This window comes from Streptomyces sp. NPDC058221, from assembly GCF_042882365.1.
Lineage (GTDB): Bacteria > Actinomycetota > Actinomycetes > Streptomycetales > Streptomycetaceae > Streptomyces.
Genome location: NZ_JBHVWF010000123.1, coordinates 1 through 24566 on the forward strand (window position 1 = coordinate 1; position 24566 = coordinate 24566).

Below are 24566 nucleotides of genomic sequence, written 5' to 3' on the forward strand. Positions count from 1 at the left end.
GTACCCACCCACTTCACGACCCCTGCCTCGGGGCCGGTGCACCCGGACCGGCCCCGAGGCCGTTTTCCGTGTCACCCGTTCTGTCCGGTTCGTTCTGTCCGGTCCGGAAGGTGCGCACGTGCTGGGTGGTGAGGTGCCGGACCACGGCGGTGGAGTTATCGTCACGAGGTGGACGAGGAGACGCAGCGCCCCGAAGCGGCGGACACCGAGGGCGTCGTGTGCGCCCTGTGCGGTACCGGCGCCGAGGGCGGCATCGCACCGCCGACCTGGATCTGTTCCGTGGAGAACGGCAGCCGTCGCTACTTCTGTGACGGCTGCGCCCGGACCCATATCAGGGCCATCGAAGGTCGGCTCGACTCCGCGTGGTGGTGACGGGCCGTGTCATCACCAGGCGCCCCAGCTGCGTTGCCGTCACGTGCCGGCAGGCCACCCCGCCCGGGCCCGGTTACTTGACCTCGGCGCCGGCCGCAGCGCCCTCCTCCATGGGCTCGCCCGCCGCATCGAACTCGCCCGAGGCCTCCGGCCCTTCGCTCTCCTCGCACTCGGCCGCAGTCTCCCCGGCTGATTCCGTCTCGGCCGGCTCCGCCTCGTCCCCATCCTCCCCGTCCCGTTCCGCCTCGTCCTGAGGCAGGAACCCCGGCAGCCAGGACTCGAGTTCCTCACGCAGCCGGACCGTCGCGCCGAGCTGGCACAGCACCCCTATCGTGCTCAGCGTCACCCGGTGTATCAGCAGATAGGAGGGCGGCAGATTCAGCTGCTTTCCCAGCTGATGGGCGGGGGAGCGCGGATCCGCTATCCGGGCGGCCTGGTTGCGCATCCAGCTCCGGCTGAACGCGAACTCCTCCACCTGGGCCGGCTCGATGATCGGCAGGAGGTAGTCGAGCACCTCGTCCGGGTCGAGGTCGATCGACTCCTTGACGAACCCCTCCTCGCGCAGCAGCTCGTAGACCCCGTCCGCGTCACCCTGGAGCGTCAGCCGCAACGAGTCCCCGATGGTTCCCGGCAGCCCACCGGGCAGCCGGTCCACCGTCCCGAAGTCGAGGACACCGAGCCGCCATTGAGCCGCCTCGGTATCCGCGGTGCCGTCCGTGTCCGCGGTGCCGTCAGCGCTCGCAGTGCCGCCCGCGTCCGCGAAGCCGTCCGTCGGGCCGTCCGGGTCCGGGGGCAGCAGCCGGAAATTGCCCGGGTGCGGGTCGGCGTGCAGCAGCCCGGTGCGCGCGGGGCCGGAGAAGAGGAACCGGGCGAGCAGCTGTCCCGCCCGGTCCCTCTGCTCCGCGGTTCCGCCGGCGATCACATCGGCCAGCGGCACCCCGTCGATCCACTCCGTGACCAGCACCTGATCGGACTGGTGGACCACGCCGGGGACCACCACATCGGGATCGTCCGCGAACTCCTCGGCGTGCTCCCGCTGCGACTGCGCCTCCTGCTCGTAGTCCAGCTCCTCCGAGACCCGGTCGCGCAGCTCGGTGATCAGCGGCTTGATGTCCATGCCGGGGATCAGTGGACCGAGCAGCCGGGCGAACCGGCTGAGCTGGGTCAGGTCCGAGAGCAGCGCCTCTCCGGCACCCGGGTACTGCACCTTCACCGCGACATCCCGGCCGTCGTGCCACACCGCCCGGTGCACCTGCCCGATCGAGGCCGCGGCGGACGGTTTGTCCTCGAACGTCAGGAACAGCTCCCGCCAGTCCTCCCCGAGCCGCTCGGCCAGCACCGCGTGGACCGTGCCGGACGGCATCGGAGGGGCGGCCTCCTGGAGTTTGGTCAGCGCCGCGCGGTAGGGACCGGCGACCTCCTCGGGCAGCGCGGACTCGAAGACGGACAAGGCCTGGCCGAGCTTCATCGCTCCGCCCTTCAACTCGCCCAGGACCTTGAAGAGCTGGTCGGCGGTGCGCTGCTGTACCTCGCGGGCCACCAGCTCCGCGGACTTCCCGCCGATGCGCTTGCCCAGCCCCCACGTGGCGCGGCCGGCGAACCCCAACGGCAGCGCGGCCAGCTTGGCGGTTCGGGTGACCGCCTTCCGGGGAAGATCAGACATATTGCCCCTCCAATTCCCAGACTGCCGCGCTGCGTGCGGCGGCTACCCGGCCATTGTGTCGTGCGCCGTGCCGGCCCCGGAGGTGCGCACCCCTTCAGTGTGCCCACCCGCTCCACAGGAACAGTCGAGGTGCGCCCTGATCTGCTCCGACCGCCAGTCCAACAGCGGCAGCGCGGCTTCCCACCGGGCCCCTGTGCAGGCAGGGAGCTCCCCGTCGAGAAAGGCCAGTGCATGGGCGGCCGTCAGCCCCGCCACCGCGGTCGCCAGACCGAGATCGCAGGCCTGCACTGCGTTGCGCCGCCCGGACTGCCACTGTGCCAGCATCCGCGGCCACTGCGGGTCCCGGTCCCGCCGGTCCAGATCCAGGCACCCCGCGCATGCCGTGCCCCCGGGCAGCACCAGGGGTCCGACGAAGCCGGTGGCCTCCATCACTCCGGCGTAGAGATGGGGAGTACCCGACGCGATCCACGGCTCGGAGGTGCGCGGATCGGGGATGTACGCGGTGAGGCTGTCGCGAGGGGCGAACACGATCAGTGACAGACCCGGCTCACCGCTCGCGGGCCCGTCCGATGACGGAGCTGCCCGTGGCGCCGGGCCGGGGGCGGAGCGGCGGACCAGCTGCCGGGCCGCGCTGTCCCGGCGCTCGCCGTCGGCCGAGGGCGGCAGACCCGCGGGTGACACGTCGCACGGCTCGGCGCATCCGCCGTCCAGGACCTCGACCCGGCCCACTCCGGACCCGGACAGCACCGCGGCGACGGCCGCGCCGACCCGGCCGGCTCCCCGGACCTGGACACGCATGGAGCGGCGGGCAGCCAGTCGGCGCATCCCTCCGCCGGGCTCGGGATGCACGACGGAGAGTGACGCCAGGTCCGGCCGGTGACGCTCCAGGACGTCCACCCGGCTCCGCAGCGCATCGGCCGCCGGCCCGCCGGCCCGTACGTCGTCTACGAGCCCCGCGTCTAGCAATCGCACGACGAGTGTGTCCACTTGCCGGTCGGTGAGGTCCAGCGCCCTGGCCTCCTCGCGCAACAGCGGCATCCCGCGTGTTCCGTCGAGCAGCTCCAGGAAACAGCCCGTCGCGATATCCATCGGGCCGACCTTGACCGCATGTGCGGGCGTCACGCCGAATTGGACGGTGCCCCGGCCGCGCCATGCGCGGCGCAGTGCGGGCTTCAACATCGGATGCACGGCTTCCCCCGGTCTGTGTGGCTGCGTGAGATCCATTGCCAGAATGCGACGGGCGGCGGAAGCAGGTGAAAAGTTATCCACAGGCAGGGGGTATTAGTCGTTCAAATGGTGCAAGCCGTGGGGTGGATCATGTGTGAACCGTCCGGGAGACGGGACTTCCCCCACTGACACCGGGTAACGTCGAGGCGTGCCCGCCGACCCGTCACCCGGCTTCGCCGGCGAGACCCCCGCGCGCAGCGCCGGAATCCACCAGCGCAGTGCGGCAGACCAACCGTCCCGCAGCTCGGCGACGAGCGCGGTCGAGGTCCGCAGGAGCACCCGCCGCAGCAGAACGGTTTCCGCGTACCGGGAGGGCGACCGCACGATCGTGCTGATTCCCGCCCGGATGTCCGAGGCCGAGGAGCAGCGCTGGGTGAGCGTGATGCTCGACAAGCTGGCCGCCCAGGAGAGCCGACGCATCCTCGGTGACAGCGAGCTCGCCGAGCGGGCGGAGCGACTCTCCGCGCAGTATTTCGAGGGCCGGGCCAGACCCGTCTCGGTGCGCTGGGTGACCAATCAGAACACCCGCTGGGGTTCCTGCACCCCGGCCGAGGGCAGTATTCGCCTCTCGCACCGGCTGCAGGGCATGCCGGAGTACGTCGTCGACTATGTGCTCGTGCACGAGCTGGCCCATCTCCTGGTGCCCGGACACGGTCCGCGGTTCTGGCGGCTGCTCGACGCCTACCCCCGTACCGAGCGGGCCCGCGGCTATCTCGAAGGGGTGGTGGCGGCCGACCGGCTGCCTCACCTGCCCGCCGCGCGCGGCGAGTGACTTCGGCGATTCTGTACCGGGTCTGTACCGGCTTGGCCCACGGCCGGAGTTTGCGGTTAGCCTGACGCGACGCATTTACCTTCCGGATGGGGGACGGTCGTTACGCATGGCCAGGGAATTCCAACGCGGCCACAAGGCCAAGATCAGCGATCTCACACCGGGGACGGACCTGTACGTAGGTGTGCAGATCGCCGGCCCGGGACTGACCTTTGACATCAGCTGCTTCGGCCTCGATGCCAATGAGCAGCTCTCCGACGACCGGTATTTCATCTTCTTCAATCAGCCGAAATCGCCCGAGGAGTCCATTCAGCTCCTCGGCGCCCAGGCGGGTGACACCGAGTCGTTCCGCGTGACTCTGGACCGCATTCCGGCGAACATCCACAAGCTGTCGTTCACCGCGACGCTGGACGGCGCCGGCCAGATGGCACAGGTCGGTCCCGGGTACATCCGGATCGTCGCGGGCGGTGAGGAAGTCGTCAGGTACGCCTTCACCGGCTCGGAGTTCACCACCGAACGCGCGGTGATGCTGGGTGACTTCTATCTGAAGGACGTCTGGCGGTTCGCCGCGGTCGGACAGGGCTTCGACGGCGGTCTCGACGCGCTGCTGAAGAACTTCGGGGGCGAGGTCGCGGAAGAGGCCCCTGCCGCTCCGCAGCCGCAGTCCGCCGCTCCGTCGTTCGCCCCGCCCGCCCAGGCGGCAGCACCCCCACCGTCGTTCGGCGCACCGGCCGCCCCGCAGCCCGCACCGGCCTTCGGCGGACCGGCGGCGCCCGCACCGGCACCGGCTCCCACCCCGCAACAGCAGATGCACGCCGCGCCCACCATCGCGGCGCCGTTGGCCCCGCAGGGCGGCACCGTGCCGCCGCCCGCACCCGCGCCCGCTCCGTACGGACAGCCGGGGCAGCCGCCCCAGCAGCCGCAGTTCGGACAGGTCCCGGGACAGGCGCCGCCGCCGTACGGGCAGCAGGCTCCGGCCCCGTACGGTCAGCAGGCTCCGGCCCCGTACGGGCAGCAGCCTCCCGGCAGCATGCCTCCGGGCGCGCCCCAGGGCGTTCCGCAAGGCGTGCCGCAGGCCGGGGCAGGGCTCGTGGCCGCGCTCCAGCTGTACAAGGAGACGGCGACCGGCCAGCGCTGGACCCCGCAGAACCAACAGCTCATGCGCGTCGACCTCACCAACGGCGGTGGGGGAGTGCTGGCCAGGCAGGGCAGCATGGTGATGTACCAGGGCAAGGTCGACTTCGGCTACAAGGGCGCGGGCTTCGCGGGCCGGATCGTCGGCAACGCCACCGGCCAGGAGATGCAGCTGATGCGCTGTACCGGCCGGGGGCAGGTCTTCCTCGCCGAGGAAGGCGCGCATCTGCATGCCGTCGAGCTCCAGGGCGACGGCATCTGCGTCTCCGCGGAGAACGTCCTCGCCTTCGACGAGTCGCTCCAGTACGAGGTCCGCAGGATCGAGGGCCACGGCATCCCCGGCGGCGCCCTGTTCACCATGCAGTTCCAGGGCACCGGCACCGTCGTCGTCAAGACCCACGGTGTGCCGGTCGTCCTGCCGGTCACCCCGACCACCTTCGCCGACTGCAACGCCGTCGTGGCGTGGTCGTCGGCGTCCCAGGTGATCGTCTCCAGCCAGGTCCGGCTGCGCCGCAACGCCTATCCCGGACACAGCGGGGAGACCGTGAACCTCCAGTTCCGGGGCGCACCCGGCAACTTCATCGTCGTCCAGCCCTACGAGGTCTGAGGGAGCCCGTCATGAATCAGCAACTCGCGGGCTACGCCCCGACCCCCGTCACGGCCCGGATGGAGAACCACGGCCATTCGATGCTGAAGGTGGCCATGGCCACCGGCCAGGATCTGTACGCGCGCACCGGTTCGATGGTGGCGTACGAGGGCTTCATCCAGTACGAACCCAACCCGCCCGCCGTCCGGCAGATCGCCTCGCAGTGGATCACCGGTGAGGGCACGCCCCTGATGAAGTGCACCGGTGACGGACTGCTCTACCTCGCCGACTACGGCGCGCACGTGGTCGTCATCAACCTGAACAACGACTCCCTCTCGGTCAACGGCACCAACGTCCTCGCCTTCGACGGACATCTCACCTGGGGCGTCGAACGGGTCAAGGGGCTGGCCAAGTTCGCCGGCCAGGGCCTGTGGAACGTGTGCATCTCCGGCACCGGCTGGGTCGCCATCACCTCACGCGGCACGCCGATCGTCGTCGACTGCGGGCGCGGCGAGGATGAGACCTATGTCGACCCGGACGCCCTGGTGGCGTGGTCCCCGAACCTCAAGGTGAAGGGCAAGCGCAGCTTCAAGGCCGCCTCGCTCATCGGGCGGGGCAGCGGCGAGGCGTTCCAGATGGCGTTCTCCGGCGAGGGGATCGTCGTCGTCCAGCCGAGCGAGGACAGTACCGACCGCCTGCGGGTCCGGAACTGACGGGGAGGGAGACACCATGCAGAGTCCGCTTTTCAGCTACACCGAACAGCAGTCCCAGGACCGGTACACGGTTCAGAACCCGCAGCTCCTGCGGGTCTCGCTGACCGGCCACGACGACGTCCTCGCCCGCAAGGGGGCCATGGTCGCGTACCAGGGGCTGATGGAGTTCGACGGCGAGTACCAGTCCCACGGACAGCGCCGGGCCCGCGCGAGCACCGGTGAGGGCCTCGACCTGATGCGCTGCTCCGGGCAGGGCACCGTCTACTTCGCCAACCTGGCGCAGTACGTCCACGTGGTGGATGTCGACCGCGACGGCATGACGGTGGACAGCGCCTATGTCCTGGCGCTCGACTCGTCGCTGCACACCGAGGTCATCGCGGTGGACAGCCAGTACGGCATCTCGGGCACCGGCAAGTACCAGCTCAACATCTCCGGAACCGGAAAGGTCGCCCTGATGACCTCCGGTCAGCCGCTGATGATGCAGGTCACACCCGACAAGTACGTCAGCGCCGACGCGGACGCGATCGTCGCGTGGTCCAGCTCCCTGCGCGTGCAGATGCAGGCCCAGACGCACTCCTCGGGTGTCTTCCGCCGGCGTGGAAACACCGGCGAGGGCTGGGAGCTCAGCTTCCTCGGGCAGGGCTTCGCCCTGGTCCAGCCGAGCGAGGTGCTGCCGCCGCAGAGCGCCCAGATCGGCCAGGGGCTGGCTGCCCAGTACGGCATGGGCCAGCAGGGAGTCCACGCCCAGAACCAGAACAACGCCTGGAACTGAGTCACGGCACATCGCACCCGCCGTGCACGACGGACGGGGCGGTGCGGTGAGTGCACGGGTAAGGGGCGGCCTCCCAGGAGGCCGCCCCTTACCCGTGCACGCGGTCCTGCTAGCGGGCGCTGTCCAGCACAGCCCGGGTACGTTCCACCAGACGTACCACCGAGGAGTCGGCGACCCCGGCGATCTCGTCGTAGGCGAACCAGCGCAGGTCCAGTGATTCGTCACTGATCCGCTCCGTGGAGCCCGACGGTGCGAGCGCCGCGTACTGGACGTCCAGATGCCAGTTGCAGGGTGCCGGGATCGGGTGGCGGTCCAGAGTCACCGGGCCGCCCGTGACCAGGGTCAGACCGGCGATGCCGGACTCCTCCGTTGCCTCGCGCAGCGCCGCCCCCGCCAGCGTGGCGTCGCCGGGCTCGCAGTGACCGCCCATCTGCAGCCACATCTGCAGCTTCCGGTGCAGCGTGAGCAGCACTCGGCCGCGCTCCGGGTCGATGACCAGCGCGCTGGCCGTCAGGTGCCCGGCCCCGCAGGCCTTCCACATGCCGTCGGGATGCGTCGCCAGATGGTCCAGATACTCCCGGCGCAGCTCCTCCTGGGCGGCGTCCGCGCCCTCCCCGTAGCTCTTCAGTACGAGAACGGCGTCATCGTGCAGGCTCACTTGTCGGTGTCGTCCCTGCTGTCGCCGCCGTCCGAGTCGTCGGTGGCGTCGGCGGCGTCGGCGGCGTCCTGGGCCGGTCCTGCCTCGCTGTCGGTGCCGGCCGCGGGCTTCTTCTGCGGCCCGTTCGCTGCCTCGCCGAGCATCTTGTCCAGCTCGGAGAAGTCCAGCTGCTCGTGGTGCACGAAGCCGTCCGGATCATCCAGGTCATGGGCGGTCGGCAGCATGTCGGGGTGCTCCCACAGCGCGTCGCGTCCATCGAGACCCCGGGCGTCCGTGAGCGAGGCCCACAGCCGTGAGGCGTCACGCAGCCGCCTGGGGCGCAGCTGGAGACCGATGAGCGTGGCGAACGTCTGCTCGGCGGGGCCGCCCGATGCGCGGCGCCTGCGCATCGTCTCCCGGAGTGCGTCCGCCGAGGTCAGCCTCGTCTTCGCGGCCTCGTGCACCACGGCGTCCACCCAGCCCTCGACCAGCGCGAGTGCCGTCTCCAGACGGGCCAGGGCGGCCTTCTGCTCCGGGGTGTCCTCCGGCTGGAACATGCCCTGCTGAAGAGCTTCCTGCAGCTGCTCGGGCTGCGAGGGGTCGAACTGGCCGACCACGTCCTCCAGCTTGCTGGTGTCGACCTTGATGCCGCGGGCATAGCCCTCCACCGCACCGAACAGATGCGAGCGCAGCCACGGAACATGGGCGAAGAGCCGCTGGTGGGCGGCCTCGCGCAGGGCCAGGTACAGCCGCACCTCGTCCTGCGGCACACTCAGGTCCTTGCCGAACCGCTCGACGTTCAGCGGGAGCAGCGCGGCCTTGCCGGCCGGGCCCAGCGGCAGCCCGATGTCGGTCGAGCCGACCACCTCGCCCGCCAGCACGCCGACGGCCTGCCCGATCTGCTGGCCGAACATCGCGCCGCCCATCGACCGCATCATGCCGATCAGCGGGCCGGCCATCGCCTGCATCTCCTCGGGCAGCACATCGCCCATGGCGAGACCGACACGCTCGGCCACCGGATCGACCAGCTTCTGCCAGGCCGGGAGGGACGCCTCGACCCATTCCGCACGGCTCCACGCCACGGTGGAGACCGACCCGGAGGGCAGCGACGTCGCGCCGTCCAGCCAGAGGTCGGCCAGCCGTAGCGCCTCGTCCACCGCGGCACGGTCGGACGGGCCGACGCTCGCGTCCTTGGTGCCGTCCGGCGCGCCCTGCGAGACGGTCTGGCGGGCGATCTGCTTGGCCATGTCCCAGTTCACGGGACCGCCCTCGTAGCTCAGCATCTGGCCGAGCTGCTGGAAGGCGGCGCCCAGGTCGTTCGGGTTCATCGAGCCGAACATGGCGGCGAAGGGGTTGTCACCGCCCGCGCCCGGGCCGAAGCCGAGCGGGTTCGCCGGACCGCCCGAACCCTGCCCACCTCCGGTGGGGTCCTTCTTCTTGCCTTCGTCGCCGTCGTCCGGCTCCTCCGGCGGAAGGCCGAATCCGAATGGGGTGTCACTCACGGGTTTCCTCGGCTCGTAGGGCCGCCGGTTCGAACCGGCGGCGACTGCCCGACATCACCATCCAGCGTAGACACCAAGTCCGCTTCGGGCCTCAGTGCTCCGTCGGCTCCCGGCCTGCGGCAGGATGGACGCCACCTGGTACGTACGCGTCATTCGGGTACGTACTGAAGACAACCGCTGGAGACGCCCGGTGAGTTCCCCAGATCCGCAGGTTCGCGCAGCGCGAAACCTGGCCGACCCGCTGTCCGAGAACAAGAGCGAGAACAAGACCGAGAACAAGACCGTCCGAAGCCGCTCCAGAAGCCGCGGCCCCGTCGTGGCCGTCACCGGAGCCGCGACGGGTGTCGGAGAGCTGCTCGCGGCCCGGCTCGCGGCCTCCGAGGAGATCAAGCAGGTCATCGCCATCGACGAGCGCCGCGGGGAGGTCTCCGAGGCGACCTGGCACATTCTCGACGTCCGTGATCCGGTCATCGCGGAGAAGCTGCGTGGCGCCGACGTCGTGGTGCACCTGGCGCTCGATCTCGACCTGGAGACCGATCCAGCCGCCCGCACCGCCTACAACGTGCGCGGCACCCAGACCGTGCTGACCGCCGCTGCGGCCGCCGGCGTCCACCGGGTCGTGCTGTGCACCTCCGCGATGGTCTACGGGGCGCTGCCCGACAACGACATCCCGCTGGCCGAGGACGCCGAGCTGCGGGCCACCGCCGAGGCGACCGGCGTCGGTGACCTGCTGGAGATCGAACGGCTCGGCCGCCGCGCGCCGCGTGCCCACCCCGGGCTGCACGTCACGGTGGTCCGCCCCACGGTGCTGGTCGGCGGAACCGACACGGCACTGACCCGTTACTTCGAGTCACCGCGCCTCCTCGTCGTCGCCGGATCGCGCCCGGCGTGGCAGTTCTGCCACGTCGACGACCTGGTCACGGCGCTGGAGTACGCCGCGCTCGAGAAGATCGACGGAGAGTTCGCGGTCGGCTGCGACGGCTGGCTCGAACAGGAGGAGGTCGAGGAGATCAGCGGTGTCCGGCGGATGGAGCTCCCCTCCGCCGTCGCGCTCGGCGCCGCCGCCCGGCTGCACCGGATCGGTCTCACCCCCTCCCCGGCAGGCGATCTGGCGTACACGATGCATCCCTGGGTGGTCAGTGTGAGCCGGCTGCACGACGCGGGCTGGCGCCCCGGCTGGACCAATGAGGAGGTGCTCGCCGCGCTCCTCGAAGAGGTCGAGGGACGGCACACCCTCGCCGGCCGCCGGCTCGGCCGCAAGGACGCCACCGCTGCCGGAGCCGCCGGTGCGACCGTGGCTCTGCTCGGTACCGCCGCCCTGGTGCGGCGCGCCCGCAAGGCGCGCCGGCGTATCTAAGGGCTGTCCGGCGGACCGGCCGGGCCCGCGGCGTCTGTAGGAGGCTCCAAGGCCGGACTCGGCCCACCAGCGGAAAGCGCTATTCCGCGATGCCCGCGCGGTGCGGCACGATGGCGGGCATGGCACCCATGCATGACCACCCCGGCGAGCAGGCGGCACAGGACCCCATCCGGCTGCTGGAGATCCGCGACACGCCGCTGTCGGTGGACGAGATCTTCCGTGCCGTCGGCGACGACGCGGCCGGCGGCACCGCGCTCTTCGTCGGCACCGTGCGCAACCACGACGGCGGCCAGGACGTGGGGGCGCTCGGCTATTCGTGCCACCCCTCGGCGCAGGACGAGATGCGCCGGGTGGCGGAGAAGGTCGTGGCCGCCTTCCCGGTCCGGGCACTGGCCGCGGTCCACCGGGTGGGTGAACTGGAGGTCGGCGATCTCGCCGTGGTCGTGGCGGTCTCCTGCCCCCACCGCGGTGAGGCCTTCGAGGCCTGCCGCAAGCTCATCGACGACCTCAAGCACGAGGTTCCGATCTGGAAGCACCAGCGCTTCTCGGACGGGACGGAGGAGTGGGTCGGCGCCTGCTGAGCGCAAACCGGTCACTTCCGTATCCGCCCCGATTTGCGTAACCGCACCCCGGCAGTGAGCGTTGGCTCTGCAGATGGATAATCTGCTGATCGGTCAGTTGCGGTTGCTCATGGGGCAGGGAGGTCGTTATGGCAGCACTCGCCTGGTTGTTGATTCCGCTTTTTGCTGCGTTCGGTGCTGCGATATGGGGAAGCTGGGCTGCCCGTAATCGCACGACCGGCGATGTCACCGAACTCGCCGGCTATGCCCGGTTCCGCGAAGCGATGGAGAAGTCCGACTCCGGTTCGGAACCGATCGAGCAGATATCGAACGTCTGACGCCACACCGGACGTACGCACTCGCCAATCTGCATCACGGCCTCGCCTGCCGAGGCTCCCCGACACGCTGACCGGGCCCCCGTACGGACCGGCCCCGGCGGTGCACGGACGGACCCTTCCCGTACTGTCGTTCCATGCCACGCCGCACCGCGACGATGCTCGCCTCCACCCTGGTTCTGATCGCGCTGCTCTGCGCAGGTGTGCTGATCAAGGTTCCGTATTCGGAGATGTCACCCGGGCCGACCGTGAACACGCTCGGCAAGGTCGACGGCGAGCCCGTCCTGGAGATCACCGGGCACAAGACGTACAAGACGTCCGGCAACCTCAACATGACGACGGTCAGGGTGACCGGTGCCGACTACAACATGAACCTCGTCGAGGCCGTCTACGGGTGGCTGGGCCACGACAGCCTGGTCGTACCGCACGACACGCTCTACCCGGACGGCAAGACCGCCCAGGAGTCGACGCAGGAGAACGCCGAGGAGTTCAGCCAGTCCCAGGAGAGCGCCAAGGTCGCGGCCCTCACCGAACTGGGCATCCCGGTCTCGTCACGGGTCGTGGTCTCCACGGTCGTCAAGGACAGCCCTTCCCAGGGCAAGCTGCACGCGGGCGACGTGATCAAGGCCGTCGACGGTGCGGCGGTCAAGCAGCCCGAGGACGTGGCGAAGCTCGTCACCCGGCACAAGCCCGGCCAGGACGTCACGTTCACCGTCATCCCGGCCAAGACAGCGGCGGCGGCCGAGAAGGCCGGCAAGGAGCCCGAGGGCACCGAGAAGATCACCCTCACCACGGAGAAGGCCCCCAAGGAGAACCGGGCGATCGTCGGCATCCAGGCGGGGACGGACCACACCTTCCCGTTCGAGATCGACATCAAGCTCGCCGACGTGGGCGGTCCGAGCGCCGGCCTGATGTTCTCCCTCGGCATCGTCGACAAACTCACCCCGGGACAGCTGACGGGCGGCAAGTTCGTCGCCGGCACCGGCACGATCGACGACAAGGGCAAGGTCGGCCCGATCGGCGGGATCAACATGAAGCTGGTCGGCGCACGCAACGCGGGCGCACGCTACTTCCTGACACCCGACGAGAACTGCAAGTCGGCGGCCTCCGACACCCCGGACGGACTCACCCTGGTCAGGGTCAAGACCATCGACGACGCGAAGAAGTCGCTGGACAGCATCCGCTCGGGGGACACGGCCGGACTGCCGAGCTGCTCGACAGACTGACCGCGTCCCCGCACGCGGACGGGCGTGGTCAGGACTCGAAGGTCGCGGCCAGCGCCTCGGCCAGTCCCGGCACCAGGCCGGCGCCGGTCAGTACGTCGTTCGGCGAGTCCTTCTCGCGCAGGCGCACCGCCGACTCCCGGGCACCGTCCCGCAGGACCGCCACCGTCATCCGTACCTCCTGACGGTCAGGGTGCTTGGCGACCCACTCGGTCAGCTGGGTGTCGTCGAGACCCTCGGGGACGGAGGTCTCGGCGGACGGCGGCAGCATGAGCCGCTCCACCGTCATCGCGCACCCGACCACCGCGTCCGGCCAGGCGATCGTGGCGAGGAACTCGTCCAGCGCGGTACCGGGGGGCAGCTCCTCCTGCTCAATAGGGGTGAGTGCGGCGGCCTTCGAGCCGTCGCCGTCGAGGCCGAGCTGGGCTGCGAGGCCCGGCTCCTGGACCCGCAGCCGGGCGGTGTCGACGAGGGCGAAGAGCCGGGCGGGCTGGTCCCAGCCGAGACCGGAGATGTATGCGTCGATTTCGAGCACCGCGACGGTGAGCGGGCTCGCGGCCATCGGAGGGCCTGAGGGGGAAACGTTGGACATGGACAACATCCTGCCTCCTTCCGCCCCGGGAACGGGAACTAGGTAAAGCCTCAGTAAGTTGCATAGGTGGGCTCTACGATCGCTGGGCCCGCTTCACACGACCGCGAACTTCGAGGTGCGCACGTTGGCTTTCCAGATGCCGGACCGCGGCGGAGGCCCGACAGGGCCACGGATCAGAGTCGGCCGCCCGTCCCGGCGCGCCCGAACCCTGCTCATGACACTGGGCGTCCTGGCGGTTCTCGCCATGGCGTTCGTCATGTTCGCGGGGTTCTGGACGGACTGGCTCTGGTACAGGTCGGTCGCGTATTCATCCGTCTTCACCACCACTCTGTGGACCAAGATCGGACTGTTCCTCGTCTTCGGACTGCTGATGGCGGTCGCCGTCGGCGTGAACATCTGGCTCGCGCACCGGCTCCGGCCGCCGCTGAGCGCGATGTCACTGGAACAGCAGAGCCTGGACCGCTACCGGATGAGCCTCGCCCCGTACAAGAAGTGGGTGCTGCTCGCGATCACCGCGCTCGTCGGTCTGATCGCCGGGGCGTCGTCCTCCGGCCAGTGGCGTACCTGGCTGATGTATGTGAACGGCGTGTCGTTCGGGCAGAAGGACCCCCAGTTCCACCTGGACGTGTCCTTCTTCGCCTTCGACCTGCCGTGGTACCGCTTCCTGCTGGGCTTCGGCTTCGCGGCCACGGTGCTCTCGCTGATCGCCGCCGCGCTGACCCACTACCTGTACGGCGGGCTGCGCATCACCAGCCCCGGCGCGCGGGCGACGGGGGCGGCCACCGGCCATCTCTCGGTACTGCTCGGCATCTTCGTGGCGCTGAAGGCCGTGGCGTACTGGCTCGACCGCTACGGTCTCGCCGTGAAGTCCAGCGACTTCAAGGCGACGGACAACTGGACGGGCCTGCGGTACGTCGACGCCAACGCCTACCTTCCGGCGAAGACGATCCTGTTCTGCATCGCCGCGATCTGTGCCGTGCTGTTCTTCGCGACGCTCTGGCGCCGCACCTGGCAGCTTCCGGTGATCGGGTTCGGGCTGATGGTGCTCTCCGCGATCCTGATCGGCGGGCTCTACCCGGCGATCGTGCAGAAGTTCCAGGTCCAGCCGAACGAGCAGGCCAAGGAAGCCCCGTTCATCCAGAAGAACATCAAGGCAACGCGCGACGCCTACGACATCGACGACGCACAGGTCGACGACTACGCGGGCAAGAGCACCACGGACGACGAGACGAAGCTCCGTGCCGGCGCCGACGCGGCGGCCAGCTACCGGGTGATGGACCCCAACGTCGTCTCCCCGGCCTTCCAGCAGCTCCAGCAGAAGAGGAACTACTACCAGTTCCCCAAGACGCTGGATGTCGACCGCTACAAGGACGAGTCCGGCAAGGAGCAGGACACGGTCATCGGTCTGCGCGAGCTCAACCTGCAGGGCATCCCCAAGCGCAACTGGATCAACGACCACTTCACCTACACCCACGGCTACGGTGCCATCGCCGCCCGGGGCACGACGACCGGAAAGAACCCGAAGGGATCTCCCGATTTCACCGAGTCGGGACTGCCGACCACCGGTGAGCTGGGCTCGTACCAGCAGGAGATCTACTACGGCGAGAAGACCGAGCAGTACTCCATCGTCGGCGGGCCCCAGAAGGAGCTCGACTACGAGGAGGACGGCGAGAAGACCACCAGCTACAAGGGCAAGAGCGGCGTCAGTCTCTCCAGCGCGTTCAACCGCGCCGCCTACGCGGTGGCGTTCAGCGAACCGCAGATCCTGTACTCGGGAGCCATCGGCGACGGTTCGCGGATTCTCTACAACCGCACGCCCAAGGAGCGCGTCGAGGCGGTCGCCCCGTGGCTGACCATCGACGGCGACGCCTACCCGGCCGTGGTCAAGGGGCGGATCCAGTGGGTCGTCGACGCGTACACCACGACCAACGGCTATCCGTACGCCTCGCGCACGACGCTCGGTGACACCACGGCCGACTCGCTGACCACCAACCAGCGTGCGGTCGTCGCCCAGCAGAACCAGGTCAACTACATCCGCAACTCGGTGAAGGCCACCGTCGACGCGTACGACGGCAAGGTCAAGCTGTACGAGTGGGACACCGAGGACCCGATCCTCAAGACCTGGCGCAAGGCGTTCCCCGGGACCGTGAAGTCCAAGTCGGAGATCCCGCAGGACCTCATGGATCACCTGCGCTACCCGCAGGACCTGTTCAAGGTGCAGCGTGAGCTGCTGACCCGTTACCACGTGACGAACCCCGCGCAGTTCTACAGCGGCAGTGACGCGTGGCAGGTCCCGGACGACCCGACCAACAAGGAGTCCGGTTCCGTTCCGCCGTACTACCTGAGCATAAAGATGCCGGACCAGACGGCTCAGAAGTTCTCGCTGACGACGACGTTCACTCCCAAGGGGCGGCCCGACCTGGGGGCGTTCATGGCGGTCGATGCCGATGCGTCCAGCAAGGACTACGGCACGATAAGACTGCTGAGAGTCACCACCACGGTGAAGGGTCCCGGCCAGGTACAGAGTGAGCTCAACGGCAACGACGACGTCGCCGAGTTCGTGAGAAACCTCAAGGGCACGGACTCCGACATCGAGTACGGCAACCTGCTGACGGTGCCACTCGAAGGGGGCTTCCTCTACATCGAGCCGGTGTACACGCGCGGTGGCACGCAGAACTATCCGCTGCTGCGCAAGGTCGCCGCCTCGTACGGGTCGAAGATCGTCTTCGAGAACAGCCTCGGCGAGGCGCTCAACTCGGTCTTCGGGGTGGACGAATCCGATACGAGTCAGCCACCGCCGGACACACCACCGGGCGACACCACGGAGCCGCCGGCCACCGGCGACGCCGCGCTCAAGAAGGCCATCGCCGACGCCCAGAAGGCCTATACGGAAGGCGAGGCAGCCCTGAAGAAGCAGGACTGGGTCGCCTACGGCAAGGCCCAGACGGATCTGCAGGACGCCTTGCAGCGAGCAGCGGCCGCCCAGCCCAAGTCCGGAAGTCCCAGCAAGACGGACAAAACGGATAAGGAAGATAAGTCAGACAAGTCGGCCGCTTCGGCGAGTGACAGTGCTGACAGCGGTGGCTGAGTAACTCGGTAAAGCTTCACCTTCGTGCCGTGGTACGGTTTGAACACAACGGCGCGGGGTGGAGCAGCTCGGTAGCTCGCTGGGCTCATAACCCAGAGGTCGCAGGTTCAAATCCTGTCCCCGCTACTGAAAGACGAAGGCCCGGATCCTTTCGAGGATCCGGGCCTTCGCCGTGTCGCCGTGACTTTTTTGTGCAGTGTGCGTGAAGTGCGGTTCGTGGGGCACGAGTTGAGCTTGGACGTGTTTCACTTGTCTCTCTGTGGGCATGTCGACAAAACGCTGAAGTGACCTCACTGACCGCGATATACCAGGTGTACGCGGGTTACAGGTGGTGCGACGATGGTATTTATGGGGGACAGGGCAACTCTGTTGGAGACAGGGCGGTTTGTTCAGCGTCATGCCCATCCGGCGGAAAACGCGATGGATGTGGCATTTGCCGCCGCCGCACGGTACAACGACTACATCGAGACCGCCGAGACTGCGGAGTGTGCCGCGACCGTCGAAAGTGCAGAGACCGCAGAGTCCGCGGACGGCGTGGAGAACGCCGAGGGCGCGGAGACCGCAGAGAGTGCGGACAACGCCGAGAGCGAGGCGCGTCACCGTCGCGCCGCCGACGCCGGGGACACCGCGTCGATGAGCGTGCTCGGCGCGCTGCTGCTGCGCCGGGGGGACCTGGCCGGCGCCGAGACCTATCTGCGTGCGGCCACCGCCGACGGTGACCGTGCCGCGGCCAACAACCTGGGTGTCCTGCTGCACCAGCGCGGCTACCCGGACGAGGCCGCCGACTGGTGGCGGACCGCGGCCGTCGCCGGCTCCGCCGCGGCCGCGCACGCCCTGGGACGCCACTACCGCGAGCGCGGCGACGAGCCCGGCGCCGAGTACTGGCTGCGCCAGTCCGCCGAGCAGGGCCACGCGCTGGGCGCGTACGCCCTCGCCGACCTGCTGGAACACCGCAGTGACGGCGGCGCCGAGCGGTGGCTGCGCGCCGCCGCCGAACAGGGGCACCGCGAGGCCGCGTACCGGCTGGCGCGGACGCTGGAGCGCAACGCCGCGGACGACGCGCACGACGCGTTCGGCCGCCCCGGTCTCGGCCCCCGCACCGGGACGGAGGGCGAGACGGACTCCGGCATGCGCCGGGATCCCGTGCGCAAGGACGACAGCCCGGTCGCCGGACCGGAGGCCGGGCGGGTCGGCGAGGCCGAGCAGTGGTACCGGCAGGCCGCCGCGCGCGGCCACCGGCGTGCCGCCCTGCATCTCGGCTCGATCCTCGAACAGCGCGGCGAGCTCAAGGAGGCCGGTCGCTGGTACCTCATCTCCGCCAAGGCCGGCGAGGCACGAGCCGCGTGCGCGCTCGGCTTCCTCCTCCGTGACGCCGGCGACCGGGAGAGCGCGGCCGTGTGGTGGCTGCGCGCCGCCCAGGACGGCGACGGCAACGCCGCCAACGCGCTCGGGGCGCTGCACGCGGCCCGGGGCGAGCAGCAGACCGCCGAGCGCTGGTACCGCGCGGCGATGGACGCGGGCGATGTGAACGGCGCGTACAACCTGGGGCTGCTCTGCGCGGCGCAGGACCGTACGGCACAGGCCGAGCAGTGGTACCGGCGCGCCGCGTACGCCGGTCACCGGGAGGCCGCCAACGCCCTGGCCGTGCTCCTGCTCCAGGCGGGCGACGCGACCGGTGCGGAGCCCTGGTTCTCCAAGGCGGCCGAGGCGGGCAGCGTCGACGCCGCCTTCAACCTCGGCATCCTGCACGCCGGCCGCGACGAGGACGAGGCGGCCCTGCTCTGGTACGAGCGTGCTGCGGCGGCCGGCCACACCGAGGCCGCACTCCAGGTCGGCATGGCGCTGCTGCACCACGGCAAGGAGCGGGAGGCGGAGCGGCATCTGCGCTGCGCCGCGGGTGGTGGCAGCGCGGAGGCGGCCTTCCGGCTGGCCGGGGTGCTGGACTCGCGGCAGCCGCCGCCGGGGCCGCCCGCCCTGGGTGAGCCGATGCCGGAGAAGACGGAGTGCGAGGAGTGGTACGAGCGTGCGGCCGAGCAGGGCCACCGCCGGTCCCAGGTGCGCGTCGGGATGCTCGCCGCGGCCCGGGGCGATGTGGCGGGCGCGGGGCGCTGGTACCGGGAGGCGGCCGAGTCCGGCAGCCGCAACGGCGCCTTCAACCTCGGTCTACTGCTCGCTCGCGAGGGCAGTGAGCGCGAGGCGGCGCTGTGGTGGAGCCGTGCCGCGAACGACGGGCACGGGCGGGCGGCCCTGCGCCTGGCCCTGCTGGCCGCGCGCCGCGGTGAGCTCACGGAGGGGCAGCGGTGGTGTGCGCGGGCGGTCGAGCTGGGGCCCGCGGAGGTCTCGGAGCGGGCCGCGCGGTTGCGTGAGGCGCTGCACCAGGAGCTGACCGCGTAGCGGGAGGGCCTGGGTGCGGTGCGGCGCCTTCGGCCCCGCCTTGTCCTCAATCGCCGGACGGCTTGATGGTGCCGAGAGCTTGGCTGTGACGACGGGCTCGATGGTGCCGAGAGCTTGGCTGTGACGACGGGCTTGATGATGCCGAGAGCTTGGCTGTGACGACGGGCTCGATGGTGCCGACGGGCTCGGCAGGGCCTTCGCTCAATTGATTTGCGCTGGTCCGGACGGGTGTCGTAGGGTGGGGATCACAACGACGCGGGGTGGAGCAGCTCGGTAGCTCGCTGGGCTCATAACCCAGAGGTCGCAGGTTCAAATCCTGTCCCCGCTACTGAAGACAGAGGGCCGGATTCTTTCGAGGATCCGGCCCTCTGTGCATGCAGCGCACAGGACGGCCGGCTCACGTCTTGTGGCCCACGGCCTCGCTGTACATCGCACGGTCCACGGCCTTCTCCTCGGGCACCGGTGTGCCCGTCGATACGCCCGAGTCGGCGTACGCCTTCTGCAGCCGGTCCGTGGTGCCCTCGCGGATCTCCCAGTCCATCCGCATCGAGGGCGTCGACCGCAGGGTGGCCTCGTCGGTCTTCATCAGCCCGGCCAGCTCGGTGACAAAGGCGGGGTCGGACTTGTAGTCGCCGGCGAAGTAGGTGTTCACCGTACGGATGTAGGCGCGGAGGAAGGCCACGCCCGCGTCCGGGTCCTTGTTCAGCAGTGTCGGGCCGAACAGGAGCCCGCCGAGCGGTTCGCCGACCGGCTGGCCGCCGAGGAAGGCGAACTTCTTGTCGCCGTCGACCTTGCGCCAGATCGGGTCCAGCAGCCAGGCGGAGTCCACGCCCCCGTTCTGCAGGGCGGTGAGTACGTCCGCCGAGCCGAGCTGCTGGAAGCTGATCTTGTCGAGGCCGCCGCCGTGCTTCTTCAGCGAGGTGTCCATCGGGTAGGCGATCACCGAGCCCTTGCCGATCATCGTGCCGAGTTTCCGGCCGGCCATATCGACGTGCTCGGCGCTCTCGCCGTCCTTGAGGCGTACCCACAGGCCGCTCTTGGAGGTCGGGTCGGGGGAGAAGTTGCCCGCGACCCACTTGATGTCGAAGCCGCCGTTGATGCCGTTCATCACCGCGGCCTCCGGCGCCGCCCACTGGGCGTCGACGTCCCCCTTGGCGAGCAGGGGCAGGGCGTCCGGTGTGGGGAGCACCTTCAGCGACACGTCCAGGCCCTCTTTCGCGAACTCGCCCTTGGCCACCGCGACCTGGAGCGGGGCGACGTACTCGGCGCTCAGGGTGCCGGTGGCGAGGACGATCTTCCGCTTCTTCGCCAGCGGCCGGGCGGCGGGGGCGCCCTTGTCGCAGCGGGCGGGCTTGCGGCCGGGGGCGAGATCCGACGGGTCGGTCCAGCTCCCGGCGCCGCAGCCCGCGACGGGCTTGACGGTGCGGGGCGCGGCGTCGGCGGTGTCGCCGCCGCCGGAGGAGTCGTTCCCTGCGCAGCCTGCCGCGCCGAGCAGGGATGCCGCCACGAGCAGGGCGGTGCGGGTGAAGGGGCTAGGTGTACGCACAGTGCCTCCGTACGAGGAATCGTTCACGACTGGCTGCGGCCGCGGTCGCGCGGGGCCCAGGGCGTGAGCAGCCGGCCGGCGATCCGCACCACCTCGGAGAAGAGGACACCGAGCACCGCCACGCAGACGATGCCGACGAACATCACATCGTTCTGGAACAGCGCCCGGGAGTCGAAGATCAGGTGGCCCAGTCCGTCGGCCGCCGCGATCTGCTCCGAGGCGACGATGACCAGCACCGCGACGCCCGCCGCGATCCGCGCGCCGACCAGCACCGCGGGCAGTGAGGCAGGCAGGAGCACATGCCGGAACATCTGCCAGGGCGAGGCGCCGAAGACGTGCCCGGCGTCCCGGTGACCGACCGGAACGGCGAGCACGGCCGCCATGGTCGAGATCCAGACGAAGAAGAAGACGGTGGCGGCGACCAGGGCGATCTGCGGCCCTTCGCCGAGGCCGAACATATTGAGGAAGACCGGCAGCAGGGCGAGTTTCGGTACGACGTACAGGGCGTCGAGCAACGGCTCCAGCGCCGCCCGCACGAGGGCGAGCGAACCCATCAGCAGGCCGAGCGCGTAGCCCGCGACCGTGCCGATCGCATAGCCGCCGAGGACCCGCTTGAGCGTGGCCCACACATCCGGCCACAGATCCCCGTCGGCCGCCCGGTCCCAGCCGTCCGCGAAGATCGTGGAGGGCGCGGGATAGACGCGGTCGTCGATCCAGGACCTGGTGGCGGCCAGCTGCCAGAGCAGCACCAGGAGCAGCGGTACCGCGACGGCGAGCGCGATTTCGAGGGTGCGGCGCCTGCGGTGGGTGCGTACGGGATGGAGTTCCTGCGGGCCCGGACTGCGGACCAGCACCTGCTCCGCACTGCTCACGGACTTCACGGCGGTGCTCATACCAGGGCCGCCTCTCCGCGGACCTCGCCGCGCAGCAGATCCCACAACTCGCTCTTCAGCGCGGTGAATTCCGGCGTGGAGCGGATGTCCCCGGTGCGCGGCCGTTCGAACGGCGGGCGGTGCTCGGCGATGATCCGGCCGGGTCTGGCGGACATCACGAGCACCCGGTCCCCGAGCACGATCGCCTCCTCCAGGCTGTGGGTGATGAAAAGCGTGGTGGTGCGGGTGGTCTGGGTGAGTTCCAGCAGTTCGTCCTGGAGGATCGTGCGCAGCTGGGCGTCGAGTGCCGCGAACGGCTCGTCCATCAGCAGGATCTCGGGCTCCACGGCGAGCGCGCGGGCGATCGCCACCCGCTGGCGCATCCCGCCCGAGAGTGCGGCGGGGTAGGCGCCGGCGAATTCGGCGAGCCCGATCCGGGACAGCCAGTCGCGCGCTCTGGCGTCGGCCTCCCTGCGCGGTACGCGCTGGATGTCGAGACCGAAGCGGACATTGGCCAGGACGGTCTTCCAGTCGTAGATCCCGTAGTCCTGGAAGATCATCGCGGCCGGCCGGGGCGATGCCGTACGGATGGACAGCTCGCCGGCGCTGGGGCGGAGCAGCCCGGCCGCGATCCTGAGCAGGGTGGACTTGCCGCAGCCGGAGGGTCCGACGATGCAGGCGAACTCGCCCGGCGCGACATCGAGATCGACCGGTCCGAGGGCGGCCAGGGCCTTGGCTCCCCGTCCGAAGGAGCGGGCGAGGGAGCGGGCGCGGAGTTTGGGGGCGGTGGTGGACGGCGGTGCTGCCGGGGGTGGGTTCGGGTGCGGGTCTCCCACGGGTCTCTCCTCGTACAGGTCGAGGTGCGAAGCCGCCGCGGGGCGGCGTGATCGCCGATGACGATATGACGGCCCGTCAGATTCGGGAAGGGGGTGCGCGGGAGCGGGTGTCCGGAGCGTGGGGTTCGGCCCTGCCGGCGGCCGGCCGGGGTGGGGTGCCACCGGTCGGCGGGTCCGCGCCTTCGTGCACGCCGGAAACGCCCTGCACCGGCTCTGCGGTGAGGGCGTCGGGTGCGGCTGGGGTCAGGTGGTCGCGGCGCAGTTCGGGCAGATGCCGCGGTACGTCATCTCGACGCCCGAGATCATGAAGCCGAAGCGCTCACCGGCCGGCAGATCCGCCAGCGGGTCGCCCGCCGGGTGCACGTCGCGGATCGCGCCGCAGTTCGCGCAGACCAGGTGGTGGTGCGGGCGGTGTGCGTTCGGGTCGTACCGCTTGGCCCGGCGGTCGGTGGAGACCTCGATGACCTCGCCGAGCGACACCATCTCACCCAGGGTGTTGTAGACGGTGGCGCGGGAGATCTCGGGCAGCCTGTCGACGGCCCGTGAGTGGACCTCGTCGGCCGTCAGGTGGACATGGTCCCCGTCGAGCACCTCGGCCACGACGCGCCGCTGCGCAGTCATGCGCCAGCCGCGTCCACGAAGTCGTTCCAGGAGGTCACTCATGAGAACAAGCCTAACAGTGGGGGGCTCAAGTCCTGAACCGATGTGACTTTGGATGTCTGATTGACTTGGACAAAGTCCATTGTAGGATCGGTTTGGTACACGGCAGGACAGGCTGTGCACGCCAAGGCGATGTGCAGGAATGACGCAGGAGGCGCACGTGACGCAGGGACCGCTCACCACGGAGGCCGGAGCACCGGTCGCCGACAACCAGAACAGCCAGACCGCAGGTGTGGGCGGTCCGGTGCTGGTGCAGGACCAGGTGCTGATGGAGAAGCTCGCGCATTTCAACCGCGAGCGCATTCCGGAGCGCATCGTGCACGCCCGCGGCGCCGGGGCGTACGGCACGTTCACGCTGACCCGCGACGTCTCGCGGTGGACGCGTGCGAAGTTCCTCTCCGAGGTCGGCAAGCAGACCGAGACCTTCCTGCGCTTCTCGACCGTCGCGGGCAACCTCGGCTCGGCCGACGCGGTGCGTGACCCCCGCGGCTTCGCGCTGAAGTTCTACACCGAGGACGGCAACTACGACCTCGTGGGCAACAACACCCCGGTGTTCTTCATCAAGGACGCCATCAAGTTCCCCGACTTCATCCACACCCAGAAGCGCGACCCGTACACCGGCTCGCAGGAGGCGGACAACGTCTGGGACTTCTGGGGTCTGTCGCCCGAGTCCACCCACCAGGTGACCTGGCTCTTCGGTGACCGCGGCATCCCGGCCACGCTGCGGCACATGAACGGGTACGGCTCGCACACCTACCAGTGGAACAACGAGGCCGGCGAGGTCTTCTGGGTCAAGTACCACTTCAAGACCGACCAGGGCATCAAGAACCTCACCCAGGACGACGCGAACAAGCTCGCCGGTGAGGACCCGGACAGCCACCAGCGTGATCTGCGTGAGGCCATCGAGCGCGGTGAGTTCCCGTCCTGGACCGTGCAGGTGCAGATCATGCCGGCGGCCGATGCGGCCGCCTACCGCTTCAACCCGTTCGACCTCACCAAGGTGTGGCCGCACGAGGACTACCCGCCGGTCGAGATCGGCAAGCTGGAGCTCAACCGGAACCCGGAAAACGTGTTCGCGGAGACCGAGCAGTCGATCTTCAGCCCCGCGCACTTCGTGCCCGGCATCGGCCCCTCCCCGGACAAGATGCTCCAGGGCCGCCTCTTCGCGTACGGCGACGCCCACCGCTACCGCGTCGGCATCAACGCCGACCACCTGCCGGTGAACCGTCCGCACGCCGCCGAGGCCCGGACCAACAGCCGTGACGGCTACCTGTACGACGGCCGTCACAAGGGTGCGAAGAACTACGAGCCGAACAGCTTCGGCGGTCCGGTCCAGACCGATCGCCCGCTGTGGGAGCCCACCCAGGTCACGGGCGGCACCGGCACCCACGAGGCGCCGAGCCATGCCGAGGACAACGACTTCGTGCAGGCCGGCAACCTCTACCGGCTCTACTCCGAGGACGAGAAGAGCCGGCTGATCGACAACCTCGCCGGATTCATCTCGAAGGTCTCGCGCGACGACATCGCCGAGCGCGCGATCGACAACTTCCGTCAGGCCGACGGGGACTTCGGCAAGCGGCTGGAAGCGGCCGTCCAGGCGCTGCGCGGCTGAGCGGACACCACGCAACGGTGCGCGGGGTGGGGGGGGGGGAGGGGCGCCCCCCCCCCCACGAAAAAAAAACAAAACCACAACAAACAACACAAAACCAAAAGAGAAAGAAACATAAG

General features: G+C 69.7%; 21 protein-coding genes and 2 tRNA genes. 14 read left to right on the plus strand and 9 right to left on the minus strand.

Going from position 1 to position 24566, the window contains the following annotated elements; genetic code table 11:
• Positions 1–168: 168 nt before the first annotated feature.
• Positions 169–372: a hypothetical protein gene (locus ACFVW8_RS29900; protein WP_389695420.1), complete on the plus strand. Its 204-nt coding sequence runs from the start codon at positions 169–171 to the stop codon at positions 370–372.
• A 73-nt stretch (positions 373–445) separates the two neighbouring features.
• Here ACFVW8_RS29900 and ACFVW8_RS29905 read toward each other — a convergent pair whose 3' ends face one another.
• Both ACFVW8_RS29905 and ACFVW8_RS29910 read right to left on the minus strand, forming a co-directional pair.
• On the minus strand, positions 446–2035 hold the full coding sequence (locus tag ACFVW8_RS29905; RefSeq protein ID WP_389695421.1) for an AarF/UbiB family protein: 1590 nt from the start codon (positions 2033–2035) through the stop codon (positions 446–448).
• A gap of 42 nt (positions 2036–2077) precedes the next feature.
• On the minus strand, positions 2078–3223 hold the full coding sequence (locus ACFVW8_RS29910; RefSeq protein ID WP_389695423.1) for a ThiF family adenylyltransferase: 1146 nt from the start codon (positions 3221–3223) through the stop codon (positions 2078–2080).
• A gap of 187 nt (positions 3224–3410) precedes the next feature.
• On the opposite strand from ACFVW8_RS29910, the gene ACFVW8_RS29915 reads away from it, so the two are divergent.
• From ACFVW8_RS29915 to ACFVW8_RS29930, 4 genes are all read left to right on the plus strand, one after another.
• Complete coding sequence (locus ACFVW8_RS29915; RefSeq protein ID WP_389695425.1) at positions 3411–4034, plus strand: M48 family metallopeptidase; 624 nt, start codon at positions 3411–3413, stop codon at positions 4032–4034.
• A 106-nt stretch (positions 4035–4140) separates the two neighbouring features.
• Positions 4141–5772, plus strand: a complete 1632-nt coding sequence (locus ACFVW8_RS29920) for a TerD family protein (RefSeq protein ID WP_389695427.1) — start codon at positions 4141–4143, stop codon at positions 5770–5772.
• A gap of 11 nt (positions 5773–5783) precedes the next feature.
• Positions 5784–6464 (plus strand): AIM24 family protein, encoded by a 681-nt coding sequence (locus tag ACFVW8_RS29925; RefSeq protein WP_389695429.1) that lies wholly within the window; start codon positions 5784–5786, stop codon positions 6462–6464.
• A gap of 16 nt (positions 6465–6480) precedes the next feature.
• On the plus strand, positions 6481–7236 hold the full coding sequence (locus ACFVW8_RS29930) for an AIM24 family protein (RefSeq protein ID WP_389695431.1): 756 nt from the start codon (positions 6481–6483) through the stop codon (positions 7234–7236).
• A gap of 109 nt (positions 7237–7345) precedes the next feature.
• Here ACFVW8_RS29930 and ACFVW8_RS29935 read toward each other — a convergent pair whose 3' ends face one another.
• Both ACFVW8_RS29935 and ACFVW8_RS29940 read right to left on the minus strand, forming a co-directional pair.
• Positions 7346–7894, minus strand: a complete 549-nt coding sequence (locus ACFVW8_RS29935) for an NUDIX hydrolase (protein ID WP_389695433.1) — start codon at positions 7892–7894, stop codon at positions 7346–7348.
• A complete protein-coding gene (locus tag ACFVW8_RS29940) occupies positions 7891–9375 on the minus strand; it encodes a zinc-dependent metalloprotease (RefSeq protein WP_389695435.1) in 1485 nt (494 codons plus the stop codon). The genes ACFVW8_RS29935 and ACFVW8_RS29940 overlap by 4 nt, the downstream gene beginning before the upstream one ends.
• Before the next feature lie 190 nt (positions 9376–9565).
• Here ACFVW8_RS29940 and ACFVW8_RS29945 point away from each other — a divergent pair, with 190 nt between their 5' ends.
• The 4 genes from ACFVW8_RS29945 to ACFVW8_RS29960 all read left to right on the plus strand — a co-directional run bounded on the left by ACFVW8_RS29945 (position 9566) and on the right by ACFVW8_RS29960 (position 12853).
• Positions 9566–10732, plus strand: coding sequence for an SDR family oxidoreductase (locus ACFVW8_RS29945; protein ID WP_389695437.1), 1167 nt, complete (start codon positions 9566–9568; stop codon positions 10730–10732).
• A 119-nt stretch (positions 10733–10851) separates the two neighbouring features.
• Positions 10852–11313: a molybdenum cofactor biosynthesis protein MoaE gene (locus ACFVW8_RS29950; RefSeq protein ID WP_389695439.1), complete on the plus strand. Its 462-nt coding sequence runs from the start codon at positions 10852–10854 to the stop codon at positions 11311–11313.
• 128 nt (positions 11314–11441) lie between these two features.
• Positions 11442–11630: a hypothetical protein gene (locus ACFVW8_RS29955; protein ID WP_389695441.1), complete on the plus strand. Its 189-nt coding sequence runs from the start codon at positions 11442–11444 to the stop codon at positions 11628–11630.
• 134 nt (positions 11631–11764) lie between these two features.
• Positions 11765–12853 carry a PDZ domain-containing protein gene (locus tag ACFVW8_RS29960; RefSeq protein WP_389695443.1) on the plus strand — a complete coding sequence of 363 codons (1089 nt, stop codon included), beginning with the start codon at positions 11765–11767 and terminating at the stop codon, positions 12851–12853.
• Positions 12854–12881: 28 nt separating this feature from the next.
• Here the strand turns inward: ACFVW8_RS29960 and ACFVW8_RS29965 are convergent, their stop codons facing one another.
• Positions 12882–13451 (minus strand): PPA1309 family protein, encoded by a 570-nt coding sequence (locus ACFVW8_RS29965; protein ID WP_389695445.1) that lies wholly within the window; start codon positions 13449–13451, stop codon positions 12882–12884.
• Positions 13452–13578: 127 nt separating this feature from the next.
• Here ACFVW8_RS29965 and ACFVW8_RS29970 point away from each other — a divergent pair, with 127 nt between their 5' ends.
• From ACFVW8_RS29970 to ACFVW8_RS29985, 4 genes are all read left to right on the plus strand, one after another.
• Positions 13579–16530, plus strand: coding sequence for a UPF0182 family protein (locus ACFVW8_RS29970; RefSeq protein WP_389695459.1), 2952 nt, complete (start codon positions 13579–13581; stop codon positions 16528–16530).
• 52 nt (positions 16531–16582) lie between these two features.
• Positions 16583–16656: transfer RNA gene (locus ACFVW8_RS29975), tRNA-Met, on the plus strand.
• A gap of 213 nt (positions 16657–16869) precedes the next feature.
• Positions 16870–18924 carry a sel1 repeat family protein gene (locus ACFVW8_RS29980; RefSeq protein WP_389695447.1) on the plus strand — a complete coding sequence of 685 codons (2055 nt, stop codon included), beginning with the start codon at positions 16870–16872 and terminating at the stop codon, positions 18922–18924.
• A 254-nt stretch (positions 18925–19178) separates the two neighbouring features.
• Positions 19179–19252 (plus strand) — tRNA-Met (locus tag ACFVW8_RS29985).
• A gap of 69 nt (positions 19253–19321) precedes the next feature.
• Here ACFVW8_RS29985 and ACFVW8_RS29990 read toward each other — a convergent pair.
• From ACFVW8_RS29990 to ACFVW8_RS30005, 4 genes are all read right to left on the minus strand, one after another.
• Positions 19322–20470 carry an ABC transporter substrate-binding protein gene (locus ACFVW8_RS29990; RefSeq protein ID WP_389695449.1) on the minus strand — a complete coding sequence of 383 codons (1149 nt, stop codon included), beginning with the start codon at positions 20468–20470 and terminating at the stop codon, positions 19322–19324.
• 23 nt (positions 20471–20493) lie between these two features.
• The gene (locus ACFVW8_RS29995; protein ID WP_389695451.1) at positions 20494–21363 is read right to left on the minus strand and encodes an ABC transporter permease; all 870 of its coding nucleotides are present in this window, start codon (positions 21361–21363) and stop codon (positions 20494–20496) included.
• On the minus strand, positions 21360–22178 hold the full coding sequence (locus ACFVW8_RS30000; RefSeq protein ID WP_389695453.1) for an ABC transporter ATP-binding protein: 819 nt from the start codon (positions 22176–22178) through the stop codon (positions 21360–21362). Before ACFVW8_RS30000 ends, ACFVW8_RS29995 begins: the two co-directional genes overlap by 4 nt.
• 243 nt (positions 22179–22421) lie before the next feature.
• Positions 22422–22841: a Fur family transcriptional regulator gene (locus ACFVW8_RS30005; protein WP_389695455.1), complete on the minus strand. Its 420-nt coding sequence runs from the start codon at positions 22839–22841 to the stop codon at positions 22422–22424.
• 139 nt (positions 22842–22980) lie between these two features.
• Between ACFVW8_RS30005 and ACFVW8_RS30010 the strand changes: the two genes are divergently transcribed.
• Complete coding sequence (locus ACFVW8_RS30010; RefSeq protein ID WP_389695457.1) at positions 22981–24450, plus strand: catalase; 1470 nt, start codon at positions 22981–22983, stop codon at positions 24448–24450.
• Positions 24451–24566 lie beyond the last annotated feature (116 nt).

Excerpts from the sequence above, each read along its gene's own strand:
- ACFVW8_RS29905 (WP_389695421.1), bottom strand. The coding sequence starts at position 2,035 with ATGTCTGATCTTCCCCGGAAGGCGGTCACCCGAACCGCCAAGCTGGCC.
- ACFVW8_RS29920 (WP_389695427.1), top strand. The coding sequence starts at position 4,141 with ATGGCCAGGGAATTCCAACGCGGCCACAAGGCCAAGATCAGCGATCTC.
- ACFVW8_RS29925 (WP_389695429.1), top strand. The coding sequence starts at position 5,784 with ATGAATCAGCAACTCGCGGGCTACGCCCCGACCCCCGTCACGGCCCGG.
- ACFVW8_RS29930 (WP_389695431.1), top strand. The coding sequence starts at position 6,481 with ATGCAGAGTCCGCTTTTCAGCTACACCGAACAGCAGTCCCAGGACCGG.
- ACFVW8_RS29950 (WP_389695439.1), top strand. The coding sequence starts at position 10,852 with ATGGCACCCATGCATGACCACCCCGGCGAGCAGGCGGCACAGGACCCC.
- ACFVW8_RS29955 (WP_389695441.1), top strand. The coding sequence starts at position 11,442 with ATGGCAGCACTCGCCTGGTTGTTGATTCCGCTTTTTGCTGCGTTCGGT.
- ACFVW8_RS29960 (WP_389695443.1), top strand. The coding sequence starts at position 11,765 with ATGCCACGCCGCACCGCGACGATGCTCGCCTCCACCCTGGTTCTGATC.
- ACFVW8_RS29965 (WP_389695445.1), bottom strand. The coding sequence starts at position 13,451 with ATGTTGTCCATGTCCAACGTTTCCCCCTCAGGCCCTCCGATGGCCGCG.
- ACFVW8_RS29970 (WP_389695459.1), top strand. The coding sequence starts at position 13,579 with ATGCCGGACCGCGGCGGAGGCCCGACAGGGCCACGGATCAGAGTCGGC.
- ACFVW8_RS29980 (WP_389695447.1), top strand. The coding sequence starts at position 16,870 with ATGGTATTTATGGGGGACAGGGCAACTCTGTTGGAGACAGGGCGGTTT.
- ACFVW8_RS29995 (WP_389695451.1), bottom strand. The coding sequence starts at position 21,363 with ATGAGCACCGCCGTGAAGTCCGTGAGCAGTGCGGAGCAGGTGCTGGTC.
- ACFVW8_RS30005 (WP_389695455.1), bottom strand. The coding sequence starts at position 22,841 with ATGAGTGACCTCCTGGAACGACTTCGTGGACGCGGCTGGCGCATGACT.
- ACFVW8_RS30010 (WP_389695457.1), top strand. The coding sequence starts at position 22,981 with ATGACGCAGGAGGCGCACGTGACGCAGGGACCGCTCACCACGGAGGCC.